General features: G+C 60.7%; 24 protein-coding genes and 1 pseudogene. 9 read left to right on the top strand and 16 right to left on the bottom strand.

The window, feature by feature from the left end; all coding sequences use genetic code 11:
* Nucleotide 1 precedes the first annotated feature (1 nt).
* The 6 genes from DV027_RS06355 to DV027_RS06330 all read right to left on the bottom strand — a co-directional run bounded on the left by DV027_RS06355 (nt 2) and on the right by DV027_RS06330 (nt 3,366).
* Nucleotides 2–631 carry a S26 family signal peptidase gene (locus DV027_RS06355; protein WP_034930124.1) on the bottom strand — a complete coding sequence of 210 codons (630 nt, stop codon included), beginning with the start codon at nt 629–631 and terminating at the stop codon, nt 2–4.
* A complete protein-coding gene (locus DV027_RS06350) occupies nt 628–1,116 on the bottom strand; it encodes a DUF2840 domain-containing protein (RefSeq protein ID WP_130731056.1) in 489 nt (162 codons plus the stop codon). The genes DV027_RS06355 and DV027_RS06350 overlap by 4 nt, the downstream gene beginning before the upstream one ends.
* Nucleotides 1,113–2,186, bottom strand: a complete 1,074-nt coding sequence (locus DV027_RS06345; protein ID WP_130731055.1) for a replication initiator protein A — start codon at nt 2,184–2,186, stop codon at nt 1,113–1,115. The genes DV027_RS06350 and DV027_RS06345 overlap by 4 nt, the downstream gene beginning before the upstream one ends.
* Complete coding sequence (locus DV027_RS06340; RefSeq protein ID WP_034930126.1) at nt 2,183–2,482, bottom strand: helix-turn-helix transcriptional regulator; 300 nt, start codon at nt 2,480–2,482, stop codon at nt 2,183–2,185. Before DV027_RS06340 ends, DV027_RS06345 begins: the two co-directional genes overlap by 4 nt.
* A 97-nt stretch (nt 2,483–2,579) precedes the next feature.
* On the bottom strand, nt 2,580–3,101 hold the full coding sequence (locus tag DV027_RS06335) for a DNA -binding domain-containing protein (protein WP_242621756.1): 522 nt from the start codon (nt 3,099–3,101) through the stop codon (nt 2,580–2,582).
* A 58-nt stretch (nt 3,102–3,159) separates the two neighbouring features.
* Complete coding sequence (locus DV027_RS06330; RefSeq protein ID WP_084593697.1) at nt 3,160–3,366, bottom strand: transcriptional regulator domain-containing protein; 207 nt, start codon at nt 3,364–3,366, stop codon at nt 3,160–3,162.
* Nucleotides 3,367–3,637: 271 nt separating this feature from the next.
* On the opposite strand from DV027_RS06330, the gene DV027_RS06325 reads away from it, so the two are divergent.
* Complete coding sequence (locus DV027_RS06325; RefSeq protein ID WP_015074649.1) at nt 3,638–3,871, top strand: helix-turn-helix domain-containing protein; 234 nt, start codon at nt 3,638–3,640, stop codon at nt 3,869–3,871.
* A gap of 26 nt (nt 3,872–3,897) precedes the next feature.
* Here the strand turns inward: DV027_RS06325 and DV027_RS17430 are convergent, their stop codons facing one another.
* From DV027_RS17430 to DV027_RS06300, 5 genes are all read right to left on the bottom strand, one after another.
* On the bottom strand, nt 3,898–4,053 hold the full coding sequence (locus DV027_RS17430; RefSeq protein WP_165399123.1) for a hypothetical protein: 156 nt from the start codon (nt 4,051–4,053) through the stop codon (nt 3,898–3,900).
* Between the two features lie 344 nt (nt 4,054–4,397).
* Nucleotides 4,398–4,721, bottom strand: a complete 324-nt coding sequence (locus DV027_RS06315; RefSeq protein WP_003617653.1) for a DUF736 domain-containing protein — start codon at nt 4,719–4,721, stop codon at nt 4,398–4,400.
* A gap of 18 nt (nt 4,722–4,739) precedes the next feature.
* Complete coding sequence (locus DV027_RS06310) at nt 4,740–4,955, bottom strand: hypothetical protein (protein ID WP_003618604.1); 216 nt, start codon at nt 4,953–4,955, stop codon at nt 4,740–4,742.
* Between the two features lie 508 nt (nt 4,956–5,463).
* The gene (locus tag DV027_RS06305) at nt 5,464–6,399 is read right to left on the bottom strand and encodes a DUF2493 domain-containing protein (protein WP_130731053.1); all 936 of its coding nucleotides are present in this window, start codon (nt 6,397–6,399) and stop codon (nt 5,464–5,466) included.
* 321 nt (nt 6,400–6,720) lie between these two features.
* Complete coding sequence (locus DV027_RS06300) at nt 6,721–7,800, bottom strand: DUF7146 domain-containing protein (protein ID WP_130731052.1); 1,080 nt, start codon at nt 7,798–7,800, stop codon at nt 6,721–6,723.
* A gap of 89 nt (nt 7,801–7,889) precedes the next feature.
* Here DV027_RS06300 and DV027_RS06295 point away from each other — a divergent pair, with 89 nt between their 5' ends.
* Nucleotides 7,890–8,165, top strand: coding sequence for an HU family DNA-binding protein (locus DV027_RS06295; RefSeq protein WP_007400755.1), 276 nt, complete (start codon nt 7,890–7,892; stop codon nt 8,163–8,165).
* 77 nt (nt 8,166–8,242) lie between these two features.
* Here DV027_RS06295 and DV027_RS06290 read toward each other — a convergent pair whose 3' ends face one another.
* From DV027_RS06290 to pdxA, 4 genes are all read right to left on the bottom strand, one after another.
* Nucleotides 8,243–9,445, bottom strand: coding sequence for a DUF932 domain-containing protein (locus DV027_RS06290; RefSeq protein WP_130731051.1), 1,203 nt, complete (start codon nt 9,443–9,445; stop codon nt 8,243–8,245).
* A 136-nt stretch (nt 9,446–9,581) separates the two neighbouring features.
* Complete coding sequence (locus DV027_RS06285; RefSeq protein WP_130731050.1) at nt 9,582–11,663, bottom strand: ParB/RepB/Spo0J family partition protein; 2,082 nt, start codon at nt 11,661–11,663, stop codon at nt 9,582–9,584.
* Nucleotides 11,664–11,873: 210 nt separating this feature from the next.
* Nucleotides 11,874–12,554 carry a 4-hydroxythreonine-4-phosphate dehydrogenase gene (locus tag DV027_RS06280; RefSeq protein WP_130731049.1) on the bottom strand — a complete coding sequence of 227 codons (681 nt, stop codon included), beginning with the start codon at nt 12,552–12,554 and terminating at the stop codon, nt 11,874–11,876.
* Nucleotides 12,551–13,648, bottom strand: a complete 1,098-nt coding sequence (gene pdxA, locus DV027_RS06275; RefSeq protein ID WP_408884452.1) for a 4-hydroxythreonine-4-phosphate dehydrogenase PdxA — start codon at nt 13,646–13,648, stop codon at nt 12,551–12,553. Before pdxA ends, DV027_RS06280 begins: the two co-directional genes overlap by 4 nt.
* Between pdxA and DV027_RS06270 the strand changes: the two genes are divergently transcribed.
* The 4 genes from DV027_RS06270 (at nt 13,632) to DV027_RS06255 (ending at nt 18,391) form a co-directional block, all read left to right on the top strand.
* Nucleotides 13,632–14,495, top strand: a complete 864-nt coding sequence (locus DV027_RS06270) for a LysR substrate-binding domain-containing protein (protein WP_130731048.1) — start codon at nt 13,632–13,634, stop codon at nt 14,493–14,495. The two genes, pdxA and DV027_RS06270, sit on opposite strands and share 17 nt — an antisense overlap.
* 272 nt (nt 14,496–14,767) lie before the next feature.
* Nucleotides 14,768–15,925 (top strand): dsDNA nuclease domain-containing protein, encoded by a 1,158-nt coding sequence (locus DV027_RS06265; protein ID WP_130731047.1) that lies wholly within the window; start codon nt 14,768–14,770, stop codon nt 15,923–15,925.
* Entirely contained in the window at nt 15,922–16,476 is a 555-nt protein-coding gene (locus DV027_RS06260) for a hypothetical protein (RefSeq protein WP_130731046.1), read from the top strand. The genes DV027_RS06265 and DV027_RS06260 overlap by 4 nt, the downstream gene beginning before the upstream one ends.
* Nucleotide 16,477: 1 nt before the next feature.
* Nucleotides 16,478–18,391, top strand: coding sequence for a coiled-coil domain-containing protein (locus DV027_RS06255; protein ID WP_130731045.1), 1,914 nt, complete (start codon nt 16,478–16,480; stop codon nt 18,389–18,391).
* A gap of 33 nt (nt 18,392–18,424) precedes the next feature.
* Here DV027_RS06255 and DV027_RS06250 read toward each other — a convergent pair whose 3' ends face one another.
* The gene (locus tag DV027_RS06250) at nt 18,425–19,318 is read right to left on the bottom strand and encodes an alpha/beta fold hydrolase (RefSeq protein WP_130731044.1); all 894 of its coding nucleotides are present in this window, start codon (nt 19,316–19,318) and stop codon (nt 18,425–18,427) included.
* Between the two features lie 93 nt (nt 19,319–19,411).
* On the opposite strand from DV027_RS06250, the gene DV027_RS06245 reads away from it, so the two are divergent.
* The 3 genes and pseudogenes from DV027_RS06245 to DV027_RS06235 all read left to right on the top strand — a co-directional run.
* Nucleotides 19,412–20,281, top strand: a complete 870-nt coding sequence (locus tag DV027_RS06245; protein WP_165399122.1) for a LysR substrate-binding domain-containing protein — start codon at nt 19,412–19,414, stop codon at nt 20,279–20,281.
* Nucleotides 20,282–20,526: 245 nt separating this feature from the next.
* Complete coding sequence (locus DV027_RS06240) at nt 20,527–20,715, top strand: hypothetical protein (protein ID WP_130731042.1); 189 nt, start codon at nt 20,527–20,529, stop codon at nt 20,713–20,715.
* Between the two features lie 13 nt (nt 20,716–20,728).
* Nucleotides 20,729–21,484: pseudogene (locus DV027_RS06235) on the top strand (recombinase family protein); the annotation flags it as partial.
* Nucleotides 21,485–21,562: the final 78 nt, after the last annotated feature.

Genomic DNA, 21,562 nt, shown 5'->3' with positions numbered 1-21,562 from the left:
ATCATTGAATGGGCGGTTCGCTCTCTTTCGCGGGCATCATCGGCCGTCCCAGGAGCGGCCCCTTCCGCACGGGATCATCCAGTTCTGGGAAGGGATCGAAATGCGGCGGCGCTGGCTCCGCCTCGCCCATGCGAACATGCACCGGCACGGCGCGTCCGATGACGGTGTCCATCGGCAGGACATCGAAATACCGCCCGTCCAGACTGGTCGGCACGGCGACGTTCATGACGAAGACCTGTCCTGGCCCGAGATGCTGACACCCCTGCCAGACGGGCAGCTTGCGGCCTCGATGGTCGACGGATTTCGCCTCGCCGGCGGCTTTCCCGTCGATGGTGATGTGCGGGCCATTCCGGCAGACACTCTGCCCCGCGAGAGCCGCCACAGGCTTGAGCAGCGGCACACCGAACGGCAGGTAGCCGCGCGTCGCCAGCAGCGTCGCCTCGTGCTCCGGCAGGCGGATTGCGACAATGTCGCCGACATGGACCGGGGTGGTGGGCTGGATGCGATACAGCCCGACCGGAACGCTGGCTGTCTCGTTCCAGACCCAGCGCGGCGCGGGATGAAACGCCAGCGAAGCGCCCACCCCGAGCACGGCGAAATACGTGGCGAAGAACCAGCCGCGCCGGGTCATGACATGGCCCTCCTGCGCAGCCATGCCTCATGGCGCTCTGACGTGTAGGGACGCGGCTCCTGCGCCGCCGTGAGCCGATGATGCAGATGGCGCCAGTGATCGGGACAGGCGGCGGCAGGATCAATCCCCAGCGCCTCCACGCCATCGATCGCTTCCAGCACCCGGCGCACCTTGGGCCAGCCGCTCTGGCGCAGCAGGCTCTCGCCGCCGGGACGAACAAAGGGCACGGTCTGGCACGCTTCCTGCGCCCCGACGGCGCGCACGATGTCGATGCAGGACACCACAGTGCCGAAATCGTTCGCGGCCCAGCGGATGAAAGCGAACACGCTGTCCGGCGTGAAGCTCATCAGCCTGCGCCGACGGTCGAGAATGCGATCCTCTATGGGATGACCGAACCGGACCCAGTGCTCGATGCGCTTCTCGATCCAGGTCAGTTCGACCGTGGTGAGCACATCGCTCCGTGGCCGGAAAGAACAGTCGGTCATGGGACACCGACCATGCGATCCGCGACCGCTTCCCGAGCCTTTTTTCCATGCTCCGACCGGGCTGCCGGAAGGGGAGCGAAAAGATCGGAATCCCCTACATAATAAGTTATTATATAAGTTATATAAGTTAAGAGGCCGATTCCGCCTTCAAAACCAATGGGTTGCGCCGTTTTTCGCCAATGGTCCGACGATGAATCCGCCAACGGTCCCACGATATGATGCGCCGCCGGTCCGACGACAGGTTTCACATCGTTATCCACAATCCCGGTGGATTGACTCGTTGGAGCGGCGCATAAAACTCCCAGTTTTCCGCCAGAAATGACGCGAAACGTGTAACCTGGAACCGTCTGACGGATGACGATGGCACGGATTTTCGCGGTGAAGTCACGACGCCGGGTCAGGCTGCCCGAGCGCGCATGCAGGTCCGCCAGATCGAAGCACCATCCCTCCTTCTGTCGCCCGGCATGGCGTCGGGCCAGACGGTAAAGCCACCGCTCCAATCCCCCGCCAAGACGGAAATAGGCAGGGTCGACGCTCAGGACGCGGGAACGGTCACAGGCGGCCTCCATCAGCCAGTCCGCCAGCGTCAGGGCCACCCCATCCTCACGGGAAATCCGGACGTCACTGATCCAGGTAAACGGCTTCTCCCGCCAGTCCGCGCCATTACGGATGTTGGTAGCGACGGTCGTGGCCGCCAGACGCCCGAGCGCGCCGTGCAGGCGCCGATACTCGTTCGCCCCCGTCGCCCAGCCCAGATCCTGGAACAGACGCCAAGGCGTGAAGCGCACATGGCGCGATACCCACAGGTCGTGGTTCAGGGCATCGACGATCTGTCCGGTCAGCCACAGCAGCACGTCCGCATCCCAGATCGTGGCCATGCCCGATCCGTCCGGTGCCGATACCGTCACACTGGCATGCCGCGCCTCGTAATCGACGGGGATGACACGCGGCGTTTTCCCCAACGGGAAGAACGGGCGGCCCATTAGATCGCGGACGTCGCGGGGCCTTGCCGCCCCCGTGACCACGAAGCGGCGGTCGGGCTGACGCCAGCTATCGGCGGCCGGCATCATTGTCCGGCACTCCGCTGCTGGGCTTTGCGAGCCCTGGCCTGCAAGCGGATGATGTAAGCTCGGGGATCGGACGGCATCGGGATACCGCCACCGTCTCCGGTGGAGAGCCTGACGTTCAGGTCGGCCCAGGCGCAGAGGTCTTCCACGGCATAGACAATCCGGCCACCAAGCTGGCGGTAGAGCGGACCGGTGCCGCAACTCCGGTGTTTTTCGAGGGTGCGGATGGACAGGCCAACGAAATTGGCCGCGTCCGGGGTGCGCAGATAGCGCGGTGGCAGTGTCGGCTGGACACGCATGGGGTCTTTCCTCCCGATGGATCGGGCCGCGTGCGGAATGTCGCGGCTCATGGGAGGACGCTGCCGGAGAATGAGACTTGGGGAGGGATGACAAAGTTCAGGCTGCCAAAATGTCACCCCCCTGCTTCAGCCCCTGAAGGAGGGCGATGTGGCCGCCGTTCAGATAGAATTCGGCACCGCCAAGATCGCGGTAAAAGGCGCGGTGCCAAGAACTGGCACGCCATTCATTGCGGGACAGTTGCAGGATACGCTCGCCGTATATGCCGGCTGCGATCCGGCGCGCTGTCACCCCCGTGCGCCGGCCTTCGGCGATGCAGAGCATGCGGATCTGGCGCAGTTTCTGCTGGGGACTCAGGCGCAAGCTGGAGGGCAGAAGACCGGGCGCCTGTCCGGCAAGCAGGCGGCCGAAGCGTGCCACGCAGGCCAGACGGGTCGGGAGGTGCCCGTCATCGATGACGAACCAGGTTCCTGACGCATCGGGCTGCCGATCGACGACTATGACGATGCGCAGCGGACCCGCCGCACTGTCCAGCACGAGATGGATGCCATCGGGACCATCATGTCGTGCCCGCGCGTATGGCGTGAGACGGGACAGGATGTCACCCCCATCGCCACGCATGGCAACCTCCGGCGCGCTGTCCGGATCCCAGAAGGCGGGGGCAAGCCAGGCGGGGAGATCAGGATCGACAGGGAAAACGTAACCCCCAGCGACGGGCGAAGGCACGCCATGCCTCGGCGTCAACCTTGCCCGTCGTCATGGTTGCTGCATGATCGCGCCGGTAGGCCGGATTGTGTCGCAGCCATTCCTGGGCGAGACCGGCAGGGTCGAGCCCGGCGTAGGCGCGACGAAGGGGTGCGGCATCCCACGGCCGGATTGTCGGCACGTCCCCCTCCCCCGATATGTCATGGATTCGACCCAGTATCCGGTGCGGAACCGAAACGGGTAGTCCCGAAGACTCAGGGAGGTGATCCCAAATATATCCGGCAAGGTTCGGGTAGTTTCGATATTGAGGGGCAATTCACGCCAGACGAGCCGGAAACTTCGGTTTCCGCGACATCACGTGATGCCCATAGCGCATCACGTGAGAAGGCATTTGACGCTCCGTGTATTATAATACGTAGCGCGATAATACACAAATCGTTCCTATCCTGCGGATGGATATCCGAGGACTTTTCGGCGCGAACGTGAGGCGCCTGCGACGCGCCGCCGGTCTCAGCCAGGAGGCCCTGGCGGAACGGATGGGCGTGGACCGCGCCTATATCAGCTGGATCGAGACCGGGCGCCAGAACGCGACGCTGCTCTCGCTGTGGCATGCGTCGCAGGCACTGGACGTGCGGCCGGCCGCGCTGCTGGACGAAAGTCACTTCCCGACGGACGATCAGAAATAGGCTTCCTCACCCTGCCGTATCCGCCCTCAATGGGGCGGTGGCGGCCTGTGTGATTCGATACGGGTCTGTTGTACAAGCGCCTCTTTGAGTTCGCGCTCGATCTGTCGGCGCTCGCGTTTGCTGAGATGAAAGCTGGTCAGTTCGGCGCGCAGCATCTGGATATGGTCGTGTAGCGTGGTCATCGTCCTGTTCCTTTCGTTTCTCGAAGACAGGACGGACGGCTCATGCCGGGGCGGACCGGGTCAGGGATCGCCGCAGGCGACCGGCTCGCCGGCGCGTGGGGGAGCCGATTTTGTTCGGCGTGCCCGGCACGGGTGCGCCGGGCAAAATTGGGGGGACCACGCGTCCTTGACGCGGTTCGCCCTCGCGCATGGTACAAGGGGAAGGCTGAGGGAAAGCCTCGTATTCCGCCGGCGTCTCACGTCGGGCGACCAGCACGATCGCCCGCGCCCTGGAAGAGCACGTAGAAAAAGAAACCCCGGAAGGCCCCGCCCGGAGAGACCGGGCGGGGTTGGTGGTGGGGAGCTCACTCCCCGTTCCGGCTGCGGGGCCGGGTCCAGATCAGGGAGTAGCCCTCGCCGTCCTCGTCGGTGAACAGGTTGGCGAAGATCGGGGCGGCGAAGGAAGGATCATCCAGCTTCAGGCTCAGATAGGTGCGGCCTTCGCTGGAGCGGCGGGTCCAGGCCGCACCGAGTTCAATCCTGCCCAGATAGACGCGGTAGTTGGGGGCGTTGTCGTTGGGACGGTTGGTTTCGGCCACCAGGCGGACGTTGCGGGCCTGCAGGGCCAGGGTGACGATTTCGCCTTCGAAGCCTTCGCCCACCTTCTTGAAGGAACCGATGTTAGCCATTGTCGTATCTCCATGCTGTTATCGGGCCGCGACCACCGTGGCCTCGATGGCGATCGACCAGCCGGAGGCGAGCGGCAGAGCACCCTTCAGGGCCGCAGCGCAGCGGAGGACGGCAGGGCCGGAACTTTCTTGTCTCGCGAGGAATGACGGCGCAGCCGTCAGGGGAAGAAAGTTCTGGAACGCCGTTGCGGCCAGCCGATCGAGGCGCAGCCGGTCTTCGGCTAGATCAGCCATCCGACAGAGGCCATGGTGTGCGGACCCGACAGCCCCCCCGGAGATACGATGCCGGCATGACCGGTCCGTCAGGTGGGGGACGATGCGATCTGGCGCGAGACTGTCACGCTGCCACTGTTGTAAACTGGCCCCGTCCGGTGGTCGTTTTTGCCGTCCCCGATGTTACGCCGCCTTTTCACCCGCTCATGGGCAGGGTCGCCCGTGCAGTGCGACAGGCCCCCGCTCCCGGCACAGGCGCATCCTTTCAAAGCGGGCCGGATGATCCCTCGTTCGCTGCCTGCCGTCCCGGCCCTTTCACCGATGGGGTTGGCGCGGGCTTTTCATCCCCATGGACCGTCCCCGCAGACGCACGGGGCTGCCATCGAACTCCGTCCCGCCGGTTCTCCAGGCGGGGCCTTCCGGGTGACGGGCGAACGTGCTTCCCGCCATCATGTGCGCAGGAACTGGGGAACCCGACGTCATTGCGGCTCAGGCGTCCGGCAGCAATTGTCAGGCATGGGAATGGCGCTCACGCGCCACCCTCCCTGTGGAACCTCCAGACCGGGATACCCATCTGTTTGGCCTTGTCGGCCAGGTTGTCCTGAATGCCCGATCCCGGAAACACCATGACACCGACGGGCAGAACTTTCAGCAGGGCGTCGTTGCGCCGGAACGGGGCGGCCTTGCCGTGCCGGTTCCAGTCGGGCTTGAAGGCGATCTGCGGAATTTCGCGTTGATCGGCCCAGCGGGAAGCGATGAATTCCGCCCCCTTGGGTGAGCCTCCATGCAGCAGCACCATGTCGGGATGCTTCTCCCGCACCTTGTCCAGACGCTTCCAGATCAGGCGATGGTCCTCGTAATCGAGCCCACCGGTGACCGCGACCTTTGGCCCGGGGGGCACGAGCAGTTCGGTTTCGGCCTTGCGGCGGGCGTTGAGAAAATCGCGGCTGTCGATCATGGACGCCGTCAGCGTGCTGCGGCTGACCAGCGAGCCGGAGCGTGGCCGCCAGGGCGACATTGTCAGGCGTTCGAACTGGTCGCAGGCCAGGTCGCGGAATATCTCGTAAGCGTTGCGTCGCTCCAGCAGTGTCAGCCCCTCGGCGATGAGGCGCTCCAGTTCCACCGAGCGGATCTCACTGCCATCCTGTTCCTGCTGGCTGCGTTTCTGCGCCACCTCGTTGCGGTCAAGATCACGCTCCACCTGCCCGACCATGCGGTGAAAGACATTGACGGTGGACCAGAGCAACGGTTCGAGATCGGGTTCAAGTCGCGTGTCGGTCAGCGTGGCGGACAGCGCGTCGAAGATGTCAGCGACCGCTCCCTCAATCTGGCTGGCGTCGGGCAAGGGCCTCGGGTCCGGCTCGTCCTCGAAGGGACGGTGGCCGTAAAGCTGGAGTTCGGCCAGCACATGGGCGGTGGAAGAAGTGGCGTGTACGGGTTCGAAATCATCCTGTGTGCGGGTCATGGGTCTGTCCTCCGGTTCTGGCCGCGCCCCTCGCGGCCTTTCCGGGGGCGGATAGCGGCAGACGAAGGCCAGGCCGGAACCGCGCAACGCGCGGCCGGAACGCAGTGGAGGATGGCAGGGAGACGGCTATTTTGCTTCGCGATGCAAAGCGCGGACGCAGTCCCGCGCGGCGGAAAATAGCCGTCTCCGCCATTGCAGGCCCGGCCTGGCTGACGCCCGCTCCCCTTCCTGAAAGGCCGCGGGCGCGCCTTATCCGGAAACGGGACAGCCCCGCGCTACACGGGAAAGAAGACGGATCTCACACCCCCTTCCCGGCCCGCCTCAGTGCGTGACCGGATGCAGAAACCGCACCACGTCCTGCGGGGCGAGCTGGGGATGCAGGATCGCCCGCATCGCGCCACGCCCGAGATAGCGGAGATCATCGTTGAAGTCCGCCAGACGCGGTGACAGCACGAGGCACTCGATCCCGGCCTCCTGCGTCCGGGCCTGCAGGGTCGTCACCGCATGGTCTCCGGCCGGGTCGTCATCACGCAGCACATAGAGGCGGCGCAGCGTGGGGGGAAAGGCCATGGCGGCGAGATGCGCCGAGGACAGGCACGCAGCCAGCGGCAGATCGGGCATGACCTCATGGAGCGACAGCACCGTCTCGATCCCCTCGCCTGCCGCCAGAACGTCGCACACTGTGCCAAAGCGCACGGCGTGACCGAGCAGGTCGCCCATCGCCCGACGCGGCATTTCGATTGGCGCCTTGCCGCGTCCGTCGCGCGCCAGCCAGGTGCGGTGGACGCCGGTAACGCGGTCCTCAAGGTCGGTCACGGCGGCGATCAGCGCGGGCCAGGTCTCGGTCGGGCTGTCGGCATCGGCCCGGTAGTAGCAGTCAGGATGGAAACGCAGGGACGACAGGTCTGACAGGCGCGTCAGGTCACGATGGCGCAGCCAGGCTTCCGCCTGTGTGCCCGCAATCGGGCGGGACATGGCCCAGAGCCGACGTGCGGCGTCTGCGGTGCCAGATGCCTGCCCGGAAGTATCGTGGCTGAACGCATGAGAACGGCCGCAATCAGGGGCCGATCGTGGCTCGGACTGCGGCAGGCAGAGAAAGCGCCGGGCCTCATCGGCGACAGCGCGAAAATCCAGCAGCCCGAGGCTTTCGCGGATGATGTCGAGCAGATCGCCATGCTGCCCTGTCGCGCCATCCGTCCATTTGCCCGCGCGGCCACGTCCGTCCGGCCCACCATGCAGGCGGACATAGAGCGACCGTCCCGGCGTGTTGTGGACGTCGCCGACCAGCCAGTAATTACCGTGCCGTCGCCCGGCGGAGAGGTAATGCCGGCATACCGCCTCGGCGTTTTCGGCCAGCCTGCGGGCCAGATCGCCAGCATCCCATGACTGCGTATTGGTCATCTCCCCCTCCCTGCAGGCTTGATGCCGCCATGATTCCCCCGTAACGGCAGAGGCAACGGGCACAGGCCCGAATGCAAAAGGATAGTTTCATGAAGATTGCCGATCTGGTCGATCATATCGCCACCACCACCGACACGAGCAAAACCGATACCCGCAAGGTGCTGGACGCCCTGATCGAAGCGATGACCGCCGCCGCCAAGGCCGGTGATGAAATCACCCTGCCGAACTTCGGCAAGTTCAAGGTCAGGGAAGTCGCCGCCCGCGAAGGCCGCAACCCGGCCACAGGTGCGACCATCCAGATCGCGGCCTCGCGCAAGCTGGCCTTCACGCCTGCCAAGGCGCTCAAGGACAGCCTGAACGACTGACCTGCCGACAGGCAAAAGGCGGCGGACCCTGTCCGCCGCCCCTTCCCCATCATGCCGGTTTCTGATGACGGGCGCGTTCATCCGACCTTCTCCATCAGCTTGCGTGCCCTACCCTCCATATCCAGCCGCGTATCCTGATTGGCCTTCGTCCGCGCCAGTGCCGTGATCCCCTGCACGAAATCGAACACGCTCTCGGGCTTACGTCCCTCCTCGTTCAGCACTGTTTCGATGATTTTGGTGGTTTCCGGTTTCGAGAACCCACGCCGACGCAGGAAACTTTCCCGATCCTCGTCTGTTCTCGCGACCAGTGCCTGCCGGGATGCCTGGATACCGGAGACAAACGACGCCGGGCTGGCCGTGGCGAAATTCCGTAGCGCCGGGGTCGCCTGATGCACGAAGCGAGACGCTGCAAACTTGCTATGCCGGATCGTGATCTGTTCGAAATTTTCCACACCCCAGAGCATCCTGTTTTGACACACTCCGCGCAGATAGAATGACGCTATGCCGAGGCTCTTGCTGCCGACTTCCGAGTTCCAGGCATAGAAGCCCCGGAAATAGAGATCGGGGTCGCCGTTGGGCAGCCGCCCGGCTTCAATCGGGTGCGTATCGTCTACGAGGAATAAAAAAACGTCTCTGTCTGACGCATACAGGGTGGTCGTCTCCTTGATGATATCGACATAGGGGTTATGGGTCATGGTGGCCCAGTCGATCACACCGGGAACCTTCCAGTTGGTATCACCTGTGCCGTCACCGGCGATCTTCCGCACTGCACTGACCAGTTCATGGTCCCAGATGCGGCCGTAATCGGGGCCGGTCACGGCGCGCAATTCCACCCGACCGTCTTCGGTCTCCAGCGTCTTGACCAGTTCGGCCCGATGCGACAGCAGCCCGTGCTGCAGATTGATCGCTGCCAGTGGGGCCGGCAGGTTACGCAGGTACGACGATGGCGCACCAACCAGACTGCACATCTGGCCAAACGACCAGTGCGTCGGTGCAATCGGCTCATTCTGTCCCGGCACGGTCAGGGTCAGGCGCTCGGCATTGTCGCGCGAGGCCTCCACGCGAATGGCGCGGCTCTCGACAGTACGCGCCGTGGCCCGATCCGCGCGCGCCAGGGTCGCGGCGTGCAGATCTGACAGCGAGAGATACCGCTCGTCGTCGGGGCGCGAGAACCATTCGGACGAGACGCGGGCGCTACGCTCCCCACGCGAAGGATCGATCTTAAAGCCGCCGGATGCAGCGCCACGGGATGCAGGGGGCAGGATGGTGGTCGTGGTCATGGAAAACTCTCCTCTATGCCGGTTATTCGGCACAGAAGGCGAAGCCGACCTCTCCCTCTTTCCGGGGCGCCGGACATGAAAAAGCGGCTTCCGGGCACCGGAAGCCGCTATCTCAAAGTTCCGGACCTCATAAGGGTTACTCGGCGGCAATGGCCTCCACGCCTTCGCCCGCTTCCCGCATTTCGGCAGGGGTGTCATCTGGCCGCCCTATCGTGCGCAGCACCTCGGGCAACCAGCCCGAACCTTCCAGCAACCGCTCGGCCTCGCGCGCCATGTCGGGCTTCTTCAGGTGGGCAATGCGGCCAGCCGCCTCATCGCCGCGTGCTTCCCGCACCGCCTGCAGAATGCGCGCCTTGGTCACCCGGCCGAGATAGTTCTCGACCGTCGGCTGCCAGCCCGCCTCGACCAGATCGAGGCTGAGGGCTGACGCCAGTCGATCGGCCCGCTTGAGGCGCTCGGTGACGCTGCGCTGGGATACCGCGCCATAGGCGGGCATGCGCTCGTAGAGCGCATTGACCCCGAAGGACAGGCAATGGGCCAGCAGCGCCATGCGACTGGCGTCATCCAGCCCGTCGATCCAGCGCCACAGCGCATCCTCGTCATCGGACAGGTCGTGCTTCCAGCCCTCGTTGCGCTGGCGCAGCGCATGGGCTGGAAGGCTGCCCGGCATATCCGGCGAATGGACCGGCAGCGGGATTTCCCGGACATAGGCTTCAAGGCAATCCGCACCCGGTGTCTGCCAGTAAACATCACGCACCAGCGTATGCAGCAGTTCGGTCAGCGCGATGTGCGGGTTGCTGGCAAAGGCATCTCTCAACGCGAGCGTGCGCCAGGCCGTCAGTTCGGTGAAAAGCCGGTCAGGCAGCGGTTTGATCCCGTCTTCTTCTTCGGGTTCAACGTCGGGAGCGATGCTATCGCCCACTCCGCCTTCGTCGCCGCCATAACCCGCAAGACGTTCATCCTGCCCATCATATGCAGGGCGATCGTATTCATCGGCGCTGCCGGCATCATCGGTCTCTTCCGGCTCACTCGGCACGTCCTCGGGTAGCACGAAACCGCGCTCCACCTGCAATGTGCCATCACTGTCGAGGCTGACGAAGGCCCCTGCCCGCGCCATGTCAGCGGGATCGAACGCCAGAGGTCGTTCCTCCAGGACAAGAATGGCCTGTTCGATCTCGCCCAGCCTTGCATCCACCTCATCAGGGTATTCGTCGGCCTGGGCGTATTCAGCCTCGATGGTTTCCTGCTCGGCACGCAGGGCTTCGAGACGGGCCGTTTCTTCATCGGTCAGCGGCACTTCCGTGCCATCGATCTCCGCGAACTGCCGTGTGTGGCCCCATGGGAACGACAGAGCCGTCTCGACCCACTTCCAGCCCTCGGCGCGGATATTCTCTGCGGCTGCATGCAATTTCTCCATGACCAGCCGATCCAGAATGGCCGGATCCTGCAGCCAGCCTCCGTCATCCGCCTCGAACAGGTCGCGCATGATAGGACCACCGGCCGCGAGATAGGTGTCCAGTCCGACGAAGCGCACGCGACGATCCGAGGCCCGCACGGTCTTTTCCGTCAGCATGCGGCGGATGACATAGGGTTCACGGTTATGGCTCTGGGATACGATGTCCCAGACCTGTTCCTGGCGGGCATGATCATCGCTGATGGAAAAGGCCATCAGCTGTTCCAGCTTCATGCCATCCTGCTCATAGATATCCAGTAGCTTGTCGGATACCGTCATCAGCCGCAGGCGCTGTTTGACCACGGCGGGTGCGACAAAGAACGCGGCAGCGATTTCCTCTTCGGACATGCCCTTCTCCAGCATATCACGAAAGGCACGGAACTGGTCCAGCGGGTGCAGGGCCACACGCTGGACGTTCTCGGCCAGGGAGTCATCCTCGGCGAGAATGGTCGATCCGGCCTCGCGCACGACGCACGGCACGGCCGCCGTCTTCGCCAGTTTCTTCTGCTTCACCAGCAGTTCGAGCGCGCGAAAGCGCCGACCGCCAGCGGGGACTTCGTAAGTTCCGCTCTCAACCCCAGTATCGTCGAGAACGGGACGGACGTTCAGGCTCTGCAGCAGCCCTCGGCGCTCGATGTCGCGGGCCAGTTCCTCGATCGACAGGCCGGATTTCACACGCCGCACGTTGGACTGGGATAGCACCAGCCTGTTGAACGGAATGTCACGGGAGGAACTCAGGGTAATTTTGGGAATGGCGGTCGCCATGGCGAAACACTCCATGACGGGCGGACAGGAGACACTCTCCCACCCTCTCAACCCGTCACGAAAATCCGCGCAGCCCTCTGACTCTGACGGCTACACCCGAGCCAGCACGCTCTCCCCTTTTTCGGCAGAAAATAACAGTAATGACAGGAAGACTGGACGCATTAGTCTTTTTCTCTTTTAAATCTATCAATCTTCTCCATCGACTCTGCGTCAGAGGCGAGACAGCAACATCCGGACGTAATCGATCTGCCCCGTCAGATCACGGGATGTCGGGAACGCACCGTCGAGTGCCGCCGTACCGACCGTAAAACCGTCGGCGCCCGCCGACACCACAGCCCGGATCCGTTCCTCCCGATCGATTGAACCCGCGACGATGACCCGCTTGCCCGTCACTGCGGCGCGGACCTTCCGCATCAGGCTGGGTACATCTCCCGCGAACCGATAGGCCAGCAAATCCAGTCCATGCACGCCGGGCCGGGAGGCAAGATCGACCGCACTACGCACGATTTCGCCCTCGGTCCCTTCGAGATGGCTGGGATGCCCGCTGATCCGGCCTGGAAAGGGGTAATAACGGATATCCGTGCCTTTCAGCAGTCGCAGCGCATCATCGACATGAGTCCCGCCGAGCAGATAATCGACACCCAGAGCGATACCGGACCGCACCGAGCGAAGCTCGCTTTCGCAATCGAGGGAGACGACTTCCAGATAGGTCGATGCCCCCGACTGCCTGATCTTGTGAGCCAGGGTCTGAAGAGATTCGAACGGCAGGCCGATATCCTTGAACCCGATATGACGGACACCAGCAGCACGGATAATTTCTATCAGATTGACCGCGTTCTCCACCGTCCGGTCGTGGCGGGTCAACATGAAGATAAAATCGGGGCGGGTCATACTGTGGCTCCGGTAAGGCGAAGGGCATAATCAAAGGCGGTCTCCAGACTGGAGGGATCGGCGATACCGCGCCCCGCGATGTCAAAAGCAGTGCCGTGGTCGGGGCTTGTGCGCACAAACGGCAGGCCGAGCGTGATGTTCACCCCTTGTGCCAGACCCATATATTTCACCGGGATCAGCCCCTGATCATGATATTGCGCGACCACGACATCGAAGCGCCTTTCGCGCGCCTGCATGAACACGGTGTCGCCCGGCCACGGACCGGACGCATCGATGCCTTCACTCTGCGCCAGCGCAATGGCGGGCGCGATGATGCGGGCTTCCTCATGACCGAACAGGCCACCTTCTCCGGCATGGGGATTGAGACCGGCCACTGCGACACGCGGCCGTTCTATGCCCAGAGCCCGCGCACCAGCGTGGGCCAGGCGGATCGCCGCCATCTGCGCAGGGAAATCGGCACGCCGGATTGCGTCTTGCAGCGAACAATGGATGGTCACCAGCACGACGCGGATATCCTCGTTCGCCAGCATCATGGCGACAGTCGCACCGTCGGCCTGTTCGGCGAGAATTTCCGTATGGCCGGGGTAGTGCAGCCCAGCGGCAGCGAGCGCTTCCTTGTGGATCGGTGCGGTGACGATGCCGCCTACTGTCCCCCTCTTCGCCAATTGGACCGCCAAAAGGATCGCCGCATAGGCGGCGCGGCCACTTTCGACGGTGATCTGACCCACGGGCGGCAGGGACGCACACGCCGACGACGCCAGGACGTGCAGCACGTCGTCGTCGAAGCGGGCTTCGGCCAATGTTGTGATCCGGCGCACGTGCGCCGCTGGATCGAGCCCGGCCAACGCATCACGCATCACCAGAGGATCGCCGACGACGATCCAGCGCCGTTGCGCCGGTCGCCGTAGAAACATCCGGGCCACGATTTCCGGTCCGATCCCGGCGGGATCGCCCATCGTGACCGCCAACGGCTGGTGATTGAAGGAAGGTGTTTCACTCATGATGATGACAATATACGGAACAAGATCCACAGAAAATCGATATGAACTGACCTGTTCTGGTGATAAAAACTGACCAATGAAGCGATCCGACATCCCGTCTCTGGACGATCTGCGTGCGTTCGAAGCGGTAACGCGCCTCGGTTCCGTGCGAGCAGCTGCCGTGGAGCTGGCTCTCACGCATGGAGCGATCAGCCGCCGGGTGTCCAAACTGGCTGCCGATTTGAAATTGCAATTGCTGGAACCTGAGGGCCGTGGCGTGCGACCGACCCGGGATGGTGAACGCCTGGCGCTGGCCACGAGCGATGCACTGAAGGGAATATCGACAGCGCTCGCCGAGATCAGGTCGCCTCTCGCCGCCCGACCGATCGTACTTTCCTGCGAACGTTCGCTGGCGATGTGCTGGCTGATTCCACGCCTCTCGGATTTTCAGGATCGTCACCCCGGCATCGACGTGCATCTCTCGACCGGTGGTGGCCCACTGGATTTCGAGCGGGAACGCATCACCTTAGCAATCCGACGGCTTGACTTTCCGATGGATCCGGACTGGACCGTAACGAAGCTTACGGCAGAGGCAGTCGGCCCAGTCATGCGGCCTGATATGGTGGAACGTTTCAAGGCTGGAGATTATCTGGCGCTCGGCTCGCGGACCCGCCCCGAGGCATGGCAGAAATGGCTGGCCACCCGGCCCGACACCCCAGCGCCACACGACATCCGTCTCTACGACCATCATTTCCTGATGTTAGAGGCTGCCGCCAGCGGCCTAGGTGTCGCACTGTCACCCCAGATCATCGCGACAGGCGATGTTACGAATGGACGGCTGCTGGCGCCTGCTGGATTCGGCGTTGACGGGACATCCTATGGGCTGATCCAGCCCATAGGGACGGAAGTGACGATGCACATCGAGATTCTAAAAAGCTGGATCATACAACAGGCTCAATAGTACCTGACAGACATAGCCTTATTACATTTGAGCATCCATTCAGGAGGAAAGCAGCGAGGGCAATTTTCGAGCAGCACATATAAGAGATTAGCCATTCATATAATCGACATTCATGCCTGCCATTCGCACACGTAAGCCGCTCAGAGACTCAAATCATCTTCCCAAAAGCAGGCATTCCAGCCATGCTACGGTTTTAAAGGATTGAGGGGAGCCAGCAATTATTTTTTGGGATTTGACACTGGACGTCCCCGTTAGTCTGAGAACGGCTTTCGATGGATAGTGACAAAGAAGCGACGCCCCTCAGCTGGCCTTCGGTCGGTGATGTCGCTCCGATCGAAGAAGGTGGACCAGAGGCGCGTAAAGGCTTCAACTACCAAGATGAAATTGCAGCCGGATTTCTCATCACAATGCTTGAGAATGCCAGCCTGCTTCGGGTCCATTGCGAAACACACGATGACCTTGTCCTCCTTTGGTCCAAGCAAGACGAAGAGGAGGCGGAATACGTACAAGTCAAAGGCAGCGAGCAGGATCAACTTTGGTCTTTATCAAAGCTATGCCAAAAGAAAACAAAGAATAGTGATTCAATATTTGAAGCATCTCTCGGTCGAGATCGCCACAAAGAATCTAGCAATTTTAGAATTATTACCATTAGACAGGTAAATAACGATCTCGTACCTTTAACCTACACCTGTAGTTCAGAGGGACGCACCCTCGCTTCTGAAAAAATTAAGGTAGTCTACACGTATCTCGAAACCAAGTTTCCGAAACTAACGTCGCCGAAAGGCAACGACTGCCGCTTTTGGGTTGATCACTGCTACTGGGACGTTCGTAACGATCTAGTAACAGCACACAACGACAATCTGCGCCGGCTTTTTGCCCTCTGTAATGCGGCCGGTATACCATTGCTACTCGAACAACTTGAAGGACTGCTGGACGAATTGCGCGCTTGGGTCAAGGCCGCTGGCGATGCCAAATGGATTCCTGATAGAGCGAAGAAAATTATTTCGCGCGCCGACGTTTGCGATTGGTGGGCGCGACGCCTAGGTGAGTTACAAGCGACTCACGTCGTCAGTGCAGGGGGACAACTTGCAGCCAAGATGCGCGCGGTTAATCTGCCAGAGGACATGGTTTCGCTCGCCCTCGAACTACGGCGAGACTATGCAACTGAGGTTCGATCGCCCCGCTATATGGAGCCGGATCGCATGTACCAACTGCAGCGTCAGGTAAAATCCGAGGTCATATCTCTGCGCGCAGAGTTTATGGCAGGGGAGTTGCAACTGAGCGGGCAGGCATTTCATGCTGCTTGTCTCAAGCGCATGACGGAAATCGCACCGTCTTCTGACGGTAACGATATCGCAGTTTTTCTAAAAGGCTGCCTGTACGACATCACAGATCGCTGTTTGCTTCGCTTCGAACGGCCTGCACCATGAAGTCTATACATAGTCTCGGCTCTCAGCCTGCAAGCCTGCCGCTCTCCGCTGACGATATTCTCGAGTTCCACGCCGCCCGGCTCATGCTGCTCATGGAAGTCTGCGGAACAGCTGGACGTATCGAAGGTCTTACCAAGATGGCCAAGCTCGATTTCTTCACGCGTTATCCGGATTTCTTTGAGGTCGCGCGCGCTGCCGAAGAGGGGAGTGTCGCACCGCAATCCTCTAAAGAAGACGCTGTAGAAGCCTCAATGGTGCGTCATCATTATGGTCCATGGGACAAACGTTACTACCATGTATTGGCTAATCTTGAAGCAAGAGGATTAATCACGGTCATCAAAAAGGGAAGATCCTATAATATTTCACTGACTAATGTTGGTCGTGAACGTGCTAAATTACTAACCAAAAAATCTTCCTTCGCGCCGATAGTCGCTCGGATGAAGCAGATTAAGTCAGTTTTCGGCCGTAAGAACGGAACGTATCTCAAAGATCTCATTTATCGCCTATTTGATGCAGAAGTGGGACGTAAGGAAATGGGTAAGGTAATCTGACATGACCAAACCGCTTCTCTCCATCTCCAAGCTTGAACGACGTCTAGCCTTGGGCAGCGTCGAAACACTCCATTTTGAGCCTGGTGTCTGCTTGCTTGTAGGGAGGCCCAATACAGGCAAAACCAAATGGCTTCAGACGCTCGATTTCTTGCTCGGCGATACCGGGAATAATCCCTATGAAGGTGCCGAGGAAACCGGTCTTGCCGACAAATATGACAGTGCAGCAGCTGACTTGCTCATTGGAGACGATACGTTTCACATTGAACGACGTTGGCGCGAAGCTGGCGGAAAGGGAAAGGTCTACGTCGAAGGCCAGGCAATGCTAGCAAAGAGTTTCCAACATTGGTTACTTAATCAGCTCGAAATTCCTTTATTGCATTTCCCCAAAGGTAATCCAATGTCCGGTCAAACTTGGCCAGAGTTGAGTTTCCGTATGTTGCTGCGGCATATCTACCGCCAGCAGCGTTTTTGGAGTTCGCTAGTAGACCAACAACCAGATGCGGAATTCCATGCTTGCCTGCTCGAATTTTTGGGCCTTGGAGAACATATCTTCACACCTGACTACGGAGAACTTGTAAAACTCAAGTTAGATGTTGAAAGATTAAGAGCCCGTCGCGCTCAATATAAGCAGACACTTAATGAGCTTGCCCGGGATCTACTCTCCGACAAAGACGCCACGGTCGATGTTACCGCAGTAACTGTTCAGGCAGCCCAGACGCACCTCTTAGCAGAAATATCGAATCTACGTGCGCAGCGAGTAAAAATTCTTGAAAGCGGTGCGAAACAGGCTCTCACACCAGAAGAAGAAATCCGTGTCGCAAAATTAAGTAAAGACCGCGCATCTACTGCGATTCAATTGGAATTACAGACCAGACAGCGTGATGCCCTCAATGAACGTGCACGAGATATCGCGCGCTATCGCGCTGACCTCATTGAAGAACTCGCACGCATGGAAAGGGCGGAAGACGCTGGCTCGATCTTGGCGGATCTCAAAGTTACTCATTGTCCAGCCTGCGACCAGGCGCTTGCTCCCGTAAGTGTCCCGACCGGGGAGTGTTTCCTCTGTCACCAGCACCTACCGCCAGTTCCTGTGATCGAAGGAATGGGCAGTGTTCGGCTGCAATTTGAACGAAATCGTCTGTCCAGTGAACTCGAAGAAGCTAACAAACTGGTTGACGTAATCAACCGAGATACTGCTCGCCATAACCTGGAACTCACCCGCAATGAAGAAGCGCTACGAACAATCGAGAATGAACTTCTTCCGGCACGTGAAACAGTAGCGGCTCTAGTTCAAGCGCAAGTCAGCGAGATTGATGTAGCCTTGGGGCAGTCTAGCGAGCGCCAGCGTCAACTGGACCGTATCGCGGCGGCGCTAGGTCTGGAAACCGACCTGAACGCTCGCATTGATGCGCTGGAAAAGCGCATTGCCCCTGTCAAGGATAGGGTAGAAGCGGCTTTGGAAAAAATCGATTTCAACGCCGCCTCTGCCATACTTGAAAATGGAATGAATGCCTATATCGATGCGCTCAACAAGCTTCGCCCAGGCACATGGCGCCACAGTGCCATTCGTGTCGACCTCTCTCGCCGGGATGTGGCCTTCAGGGTGGGTAACCGCCGCTGGGTGATGGCTCTTGGTGGAACAGACTCGCTCTTCTTCATGATGGCTTACCATTATGCCCTACTTTCATTGTCGCCTAGAGCAGGTTGTCATTATCCTGGCTTGTCAATCATTGACCTGCCTGGCGAATTCCTCGGCGAAGCCATAGAGGATAAAGAGAATTTTATTGTCCAACCCTTTATTGAGTTACTGGCGGCTCCGGAATACGCAGGCGCTCAGCTTATCATGACGGGAGCGTCTTTCACTGGACTAGCGGGTGCCCACTGCCAGACCCTCCGCCATATCCACGTTTCCTGATCCGGCTCAGCATGTTGCAATTCAGATTGGCCCTCAGCCTCTGTTTCGAAAAAGAAAAGGAATTATCAGCTCCGTTAACGAGGATACGCTCTGACGCTGTGGGAAATGGCCAATTCCAGTCAGAACATGCCTCTCATAACGGCCTGTGAACAGATGGTCCTTACCGGCTGATGTTTCCGGGTCATTACATGGATCCTCACCTCCATGGATTACGAGTGTGGGCACATGAATGATCGGGTCGGTAACAACGCGTTTTTCAAGGTCTTCGAACGCCTGGAAACGCTCTGCCAGCCCCCAGCGCACGCGATAGGAATGCAGTGTGATTTCTGCCCAGTCGGGATTTTCAAATGCCTGAGCCGTCGCTGCGAATTCGTCTTCGGGGATTTTCCATGCCGGGTTCCAGATCGACCAGATGTAGCGCATGAAGCGCTGGCGATCGTTTCGGATGAGCCCGGCGCCGCGATCAAGTCCCATAAGCCAGTGATACCAGTAATTCTGCATCTGGCGATAAGACATTGCCTGACCCGCATCATTCGTTCCCCACCCCACGGACAGGGCCACGCACCCTGCTATCCGGTCAGGAGCCAGAACAGCAGCAATGTAAGCAGTTCGTGCGCCCCAGTCATGTCCAATGACGCTGAAACGGGAAAGCCCCACGACCTCTGCCATTTCGAGCATATCCTGGGCGAGAGCCACAAGCTGCCCATTTCGGGGGATATCTGCTTCCCGGAAGCGCGTCGGGCCGCAGCCGCGCAACCAGGGCACATAGGTCCGGAAACCGGCGGCATGCAAATCCGGCAGAAGCCGGTTCCATGTCAGCGCGTCGTCCGGCCAGCCATGAAGCAGGATCACGGGAAACCCGTCTTCCGGTCCTGATATTCGACACGCAATGTCGAGCTGGGATGTTGTGATCGTTATGTCCTGCATGAGCGTACCTCCGCTCCTGCTATGCGCGCTTTCATCTTAATTCAGAAACAGATATATAATCACATCATATTGTATTTTAAGATAAGAGAAGTCATGTTCTCGCCGATCTGCCTTCGCAGCTTTCTGACCGTTATCGACACCGGTGGTTTCACGGAAGCCGCACGGCATCTCAATGCCACCCAGTCGACAATCAGCGGTCATATCAAGCGTCTGGAAGAACAGGCTGGCCACCGGCTTATGGAACGCGATCGCGGTGGATCTGTCGCTCTAACGCTTCAGGGACGCGAACTCATCGGTTATGCGCGTGAGATCCTGCGGCTGGACCAGGAGGCCCGGTTACGTCTGGCCGGGACATCCCTTACAGGAGCCGTGCGGATCGGACTGCCTGACGATTTCGCCAGCGGCCGTGGCTTCACACATCTGCTCGCAGACTTCGCTCGAGATCATCCCGACGCGCGCCTTGAGGTCGAGGTCGGTAACCGCGACCATCTCCTGTCGGCTCTGGATGTCCAGCGTCTTGACCATGTGCTGACCAAGCAGGAGCGGCCCGCTGGAGGTGAAATTCTTGCCAGACGGGTCGTAGTCTGGGCGGGACGGGCATCCGCAACCGGGACAGTGCCCCTGGTCGTATTTCCGGAGCCCTGCATCTATCGTGAGCGCGCCATCAGGGCGCTTGAAAAAGCAGGGATTCCCTGGACAATCGCCTACGTGAGTCCCTCACTCGCGGGCGTTCTGGCTGCGATTAATGCCGGACTGGGAGTATCACCCCTCGCTGAGGATCTGACAGAAGGTCTTGTTCCGGGTATCGTGAACCAGACATTGCCGTCTCCCGGTTCAGTCGATCTGGTGCTCCACTCGCGGGCGGGACCGCTCAGTCGCGCGGCTACCGGACTGGGCGATCTGATCCGGCAACACTACGGCGTAACGGACATACAGAACGCCAGAAAAAACAATCTCGCCTGACGCTTGTCGAGAGCTGGCCACGAAAGAGGGCGACCGTCTGCCTGTCGTGATCAGCCTTCTTTTGCCCCGTCATACGCCAGTATTTGTACGACGCGCATCTATCCGGGACTACCCATAACTACGATTCCTTACGCTGGAACACGCACAAGCGCGACTTTCCATATTACGGATTTCCATTGAAATAACAGTCATCTGTCCGGATCGTGTGTCTGTTTTCCTTGCCTTGCGGTCGGAAGAGAGCGACGATGACGGACAGATCCAGCCAGTCCATTGCCCCGGTATATCGGCCGCCCGAGCCGGAGTTGCGGCTTGTCCTGCACCCCAGTGCCCCCGACCCGCGTCTTGTGGCGCTGGTCCGCCTGATAGCACGCCGCGCGGCACGGGACTGGTTCCGGTCGCAGCAACAGGAGCAGCGCCGCCGCTCCAGACCGTAAGGGAAAGCTCGTCATGAAGGTCGCGCTCTACGCCCGCTATTCGTCCGACAACCAGCGCGACGCCTCGATCGCCGACCAGCTTCGCGTCTGCCGCACCCACGCGGAGAAACAGGGCTGGACCATCGTCGAGGAATACACCGACCACGCCATCTCGGGCGCCTCCCTGATGCGGCCCGGCATCCAGGCGCTGATCGCCGACGCACAGCGCGGACGGTTCCAGATTGTGCTGGCCGAGGCGATGGATCGCCTGTCCCGAGACCAGGAGGACATCGCCGGCGTGTTCAAGCGCATGAACTATGCCGGCGTGCGGATCGTCACCCTTTCCGAGGGCGAAGTCTCCCACCTCCATGTCGGCCTCAAGGGCACAATGAACGCCCTCTTCCTGAAAGACCTGGCCGAGAAGACCCATCGCGGCCTGCGCGGCCGGGTCGAGCAGGGCAAGTCCGGCGGCGGCAACGCCTACGGCTATGATGTCGTGCGCAGGCTCGACGCCAATGGGGAGCCGATCCGGGGCGACCGGACCATCAATCCGCATGAGGCGGACGTTGTCCGTCGCATCTTCCGCGACTTCGCGGCCGGACTGGGACCGCGCGCGATCGCCTTCCGTCTCAACGACGAAGGCATCTCCGCACCGGGCAGTGGAGCGTGGGGCTTCTCGACCATCAATGGCAACCGGCTACGCGGCACCGGTATTCTCAACAACGAGATGTACGTGGGCAGGCTGGTGTGGAACCGCCAGCGCTTCATCAAGGATCCCGACACCGGCAAGCTGTAAATGCTGTTTCAAAATTCCCCACATGTGCTGTCGGAAAATTCCCCAGCACGGATATGGTGATCAGCCATTGAG

This window comes from Komagataeibacter xylinus, from assembly GCF_004302915.1.
In the GTDB taxonomy this organism is placed as follows: domain Bacteria; phylum Pseudomonadota; class Alphaproteobacteria; order Acetobacterales; family Acetobacteraceae; genus Komagataeibacter; species Komagataeibacter xylinus_C.
This window is presented reverse-complemented; position numbering and strand designations above follow the sequence as displayed.

Excerpts from the sequence above, each read along its gene's own strand:
- DV027_RS06245 (WP_165399122.1), top strand. The coding sequence starts at position 19,412 with ATGTTCTCGCCGATCTGCCTTCGCAGCTTTCTGACCGTTATCGACACC.
- DV027_RS06300 (WP_130731052.1), bottom strand. The coding sequence starts at position 7,800 with ATGACCAATACGCAGTCATGGGATGCTGGCGATCTGGCCCGCAGGCTG.
- DV027_RS06265 (WP_130731047.1), top strand. The coding sequence starts at position 14,768 with ATGGATAGTGACAAAGAAGCGACGCCCCTCAGCTGGCCTTCGGTCGGT.
- DV027_RS06325 (WP_015074649.1), top strand. The coding sequence starts at position 3,638 with ATGGATATCCGAGGACTTTTCGGCGCGAACGTGAGGCGCCTGCGACGC.
- DV027_RS06240 (WP_130731042.1), top strand. The coding sequence starts at position 20,527 with ATGACGGACAGATCCAGCCAGTCCATTGCCCCGGTATATCGGCCGCCC.
- DV027_RS06335 (WP_242621756.1), bottom strand. The coding sequence starts at position 3,101 with ATGCGTGGCGATGGGGGTGACATCCTGTCCCGTCTCACGCCATACGCG.
- DV027_RS06315 (WP_003617653.1), bottom strand. The coding sequence starts at position 4,721 with ATGGCTAACATCGGTTCCTTCAAGAAGGTGGGCGAAGGCTTCGAAGGC.
- DV027_RS06340 (WP_034930126.1), bottom strand. The coding sequence starts at position 2,482 with ATGCGTGTCCAGCCGACACTGCCACCGCGCTATCTGCGCACCCCGGAC.
- DV027_RS06250 (WP_130731044.1), bottom strand. The coding sequence starts at position 19,318 with ATGCAGGACATAACGATCACAACATCCCAGCTCGACATTGCGTGTCGA.
- DV027_RS06310 (WP_003618604.1), bottom strand. The coding sequence starts at position 4,955 with ATGGCTGATCTAGCCGAAGACCGGCTGCGCCTCGATCGGCTGGCCGCA.
- DV027_RS06255 (WP_130731045.1), top strand. The coding sequence starts at position 16,478 with ATGACCAAACCGCTTCTCTCCATCTCCAAGCTTGAACGACGTCTAGCC.
- DV027_RS06290 (WP_130731051.1), bottom strand. The coding sequence starts at position 9,445 with ATGACCACGACCACCATCCTGCCCCCTGCATCCCGTGGCGCTGCATCC.
- DV027_RS06345 (WP_130731055.1), bottom strand. The coding sequence starts at position 2,186 with ATGATGCCGGCCGCCGATAGCTGGCGTCAGCCCGACCGCCGCTTCGTG.
- DV027_RS06305 (WP_130731053.1), bottom strand. The coding sequence starts at position 6,399 with ATGACCCGCACACAGGATGATTTCGAACCCGTACACGCCACTTCTTCC.
- DV027_RS06355 (WP_034930124.1), bottom strand. The coding sequence starts at position 631 with ATGACCCGGCGCGGCTGGTTCTTCGCCACGTATTTCGCCGTGCTCGGG.
- DV027_RS17430 (WP_165399123.1), bottom strand. The coding sequence starts at position 4,053 with ATGACCACGCTACACGACCATATCCAGATGCTGCGCGCCGAACTGACC.
- DV027_RS06295 (WP_007400755.1), top strand. The coding sequence starts at position 7,890 with ATGAAGATTGCCGATCTGGTCGATCATATCGCCACCACCACCGACACG.
- DV027_RS06280 (WP_130731049.1), bottom strand. The coding sequence starts at position 12,554 with ATGACCCGCCCCGATTTTATCTTCATGTTGACCCGCCACGACCGGACG.
- DV027_RS06260 (WP_130731046.1), top strand. The coding sequence starts at position 15,922 with ATGAAGTCTATACATAGTCTCGGCTCTCAGCCTGCAAGCCTGCCGCTC.
- pdxA (WP_408884452.1), bottom strand. The coding sequence starts at position 13,648 with ATGTCGGATCGCTTCATTGGTCAGTTTTTATCACCAGAACAGGTCAGT.
- DV027_RS06350 (WP_130731056.1), bottom strand. The coding sequence starts at position 1,116 with ATGACCGACTGTTCTTTCCGGCCACGGAGCGATGTGCTCACCACGGTC.
- DV027_RS06285 (WP_130731050.1), bottom strand. The coding sequence starts at position 11,663 with ATGGCGACCGCCATTCCCAAAATTACCCTGAGTTCCTCCCGTGACATT.
- DV027_RS06270 (WP_130731048.1), top strand. The coding sequence starts at position 13,632 with ATGAAGCGATCCGACATCCCGTCTCTGGACGATCTGCGTGCGTTCGAA.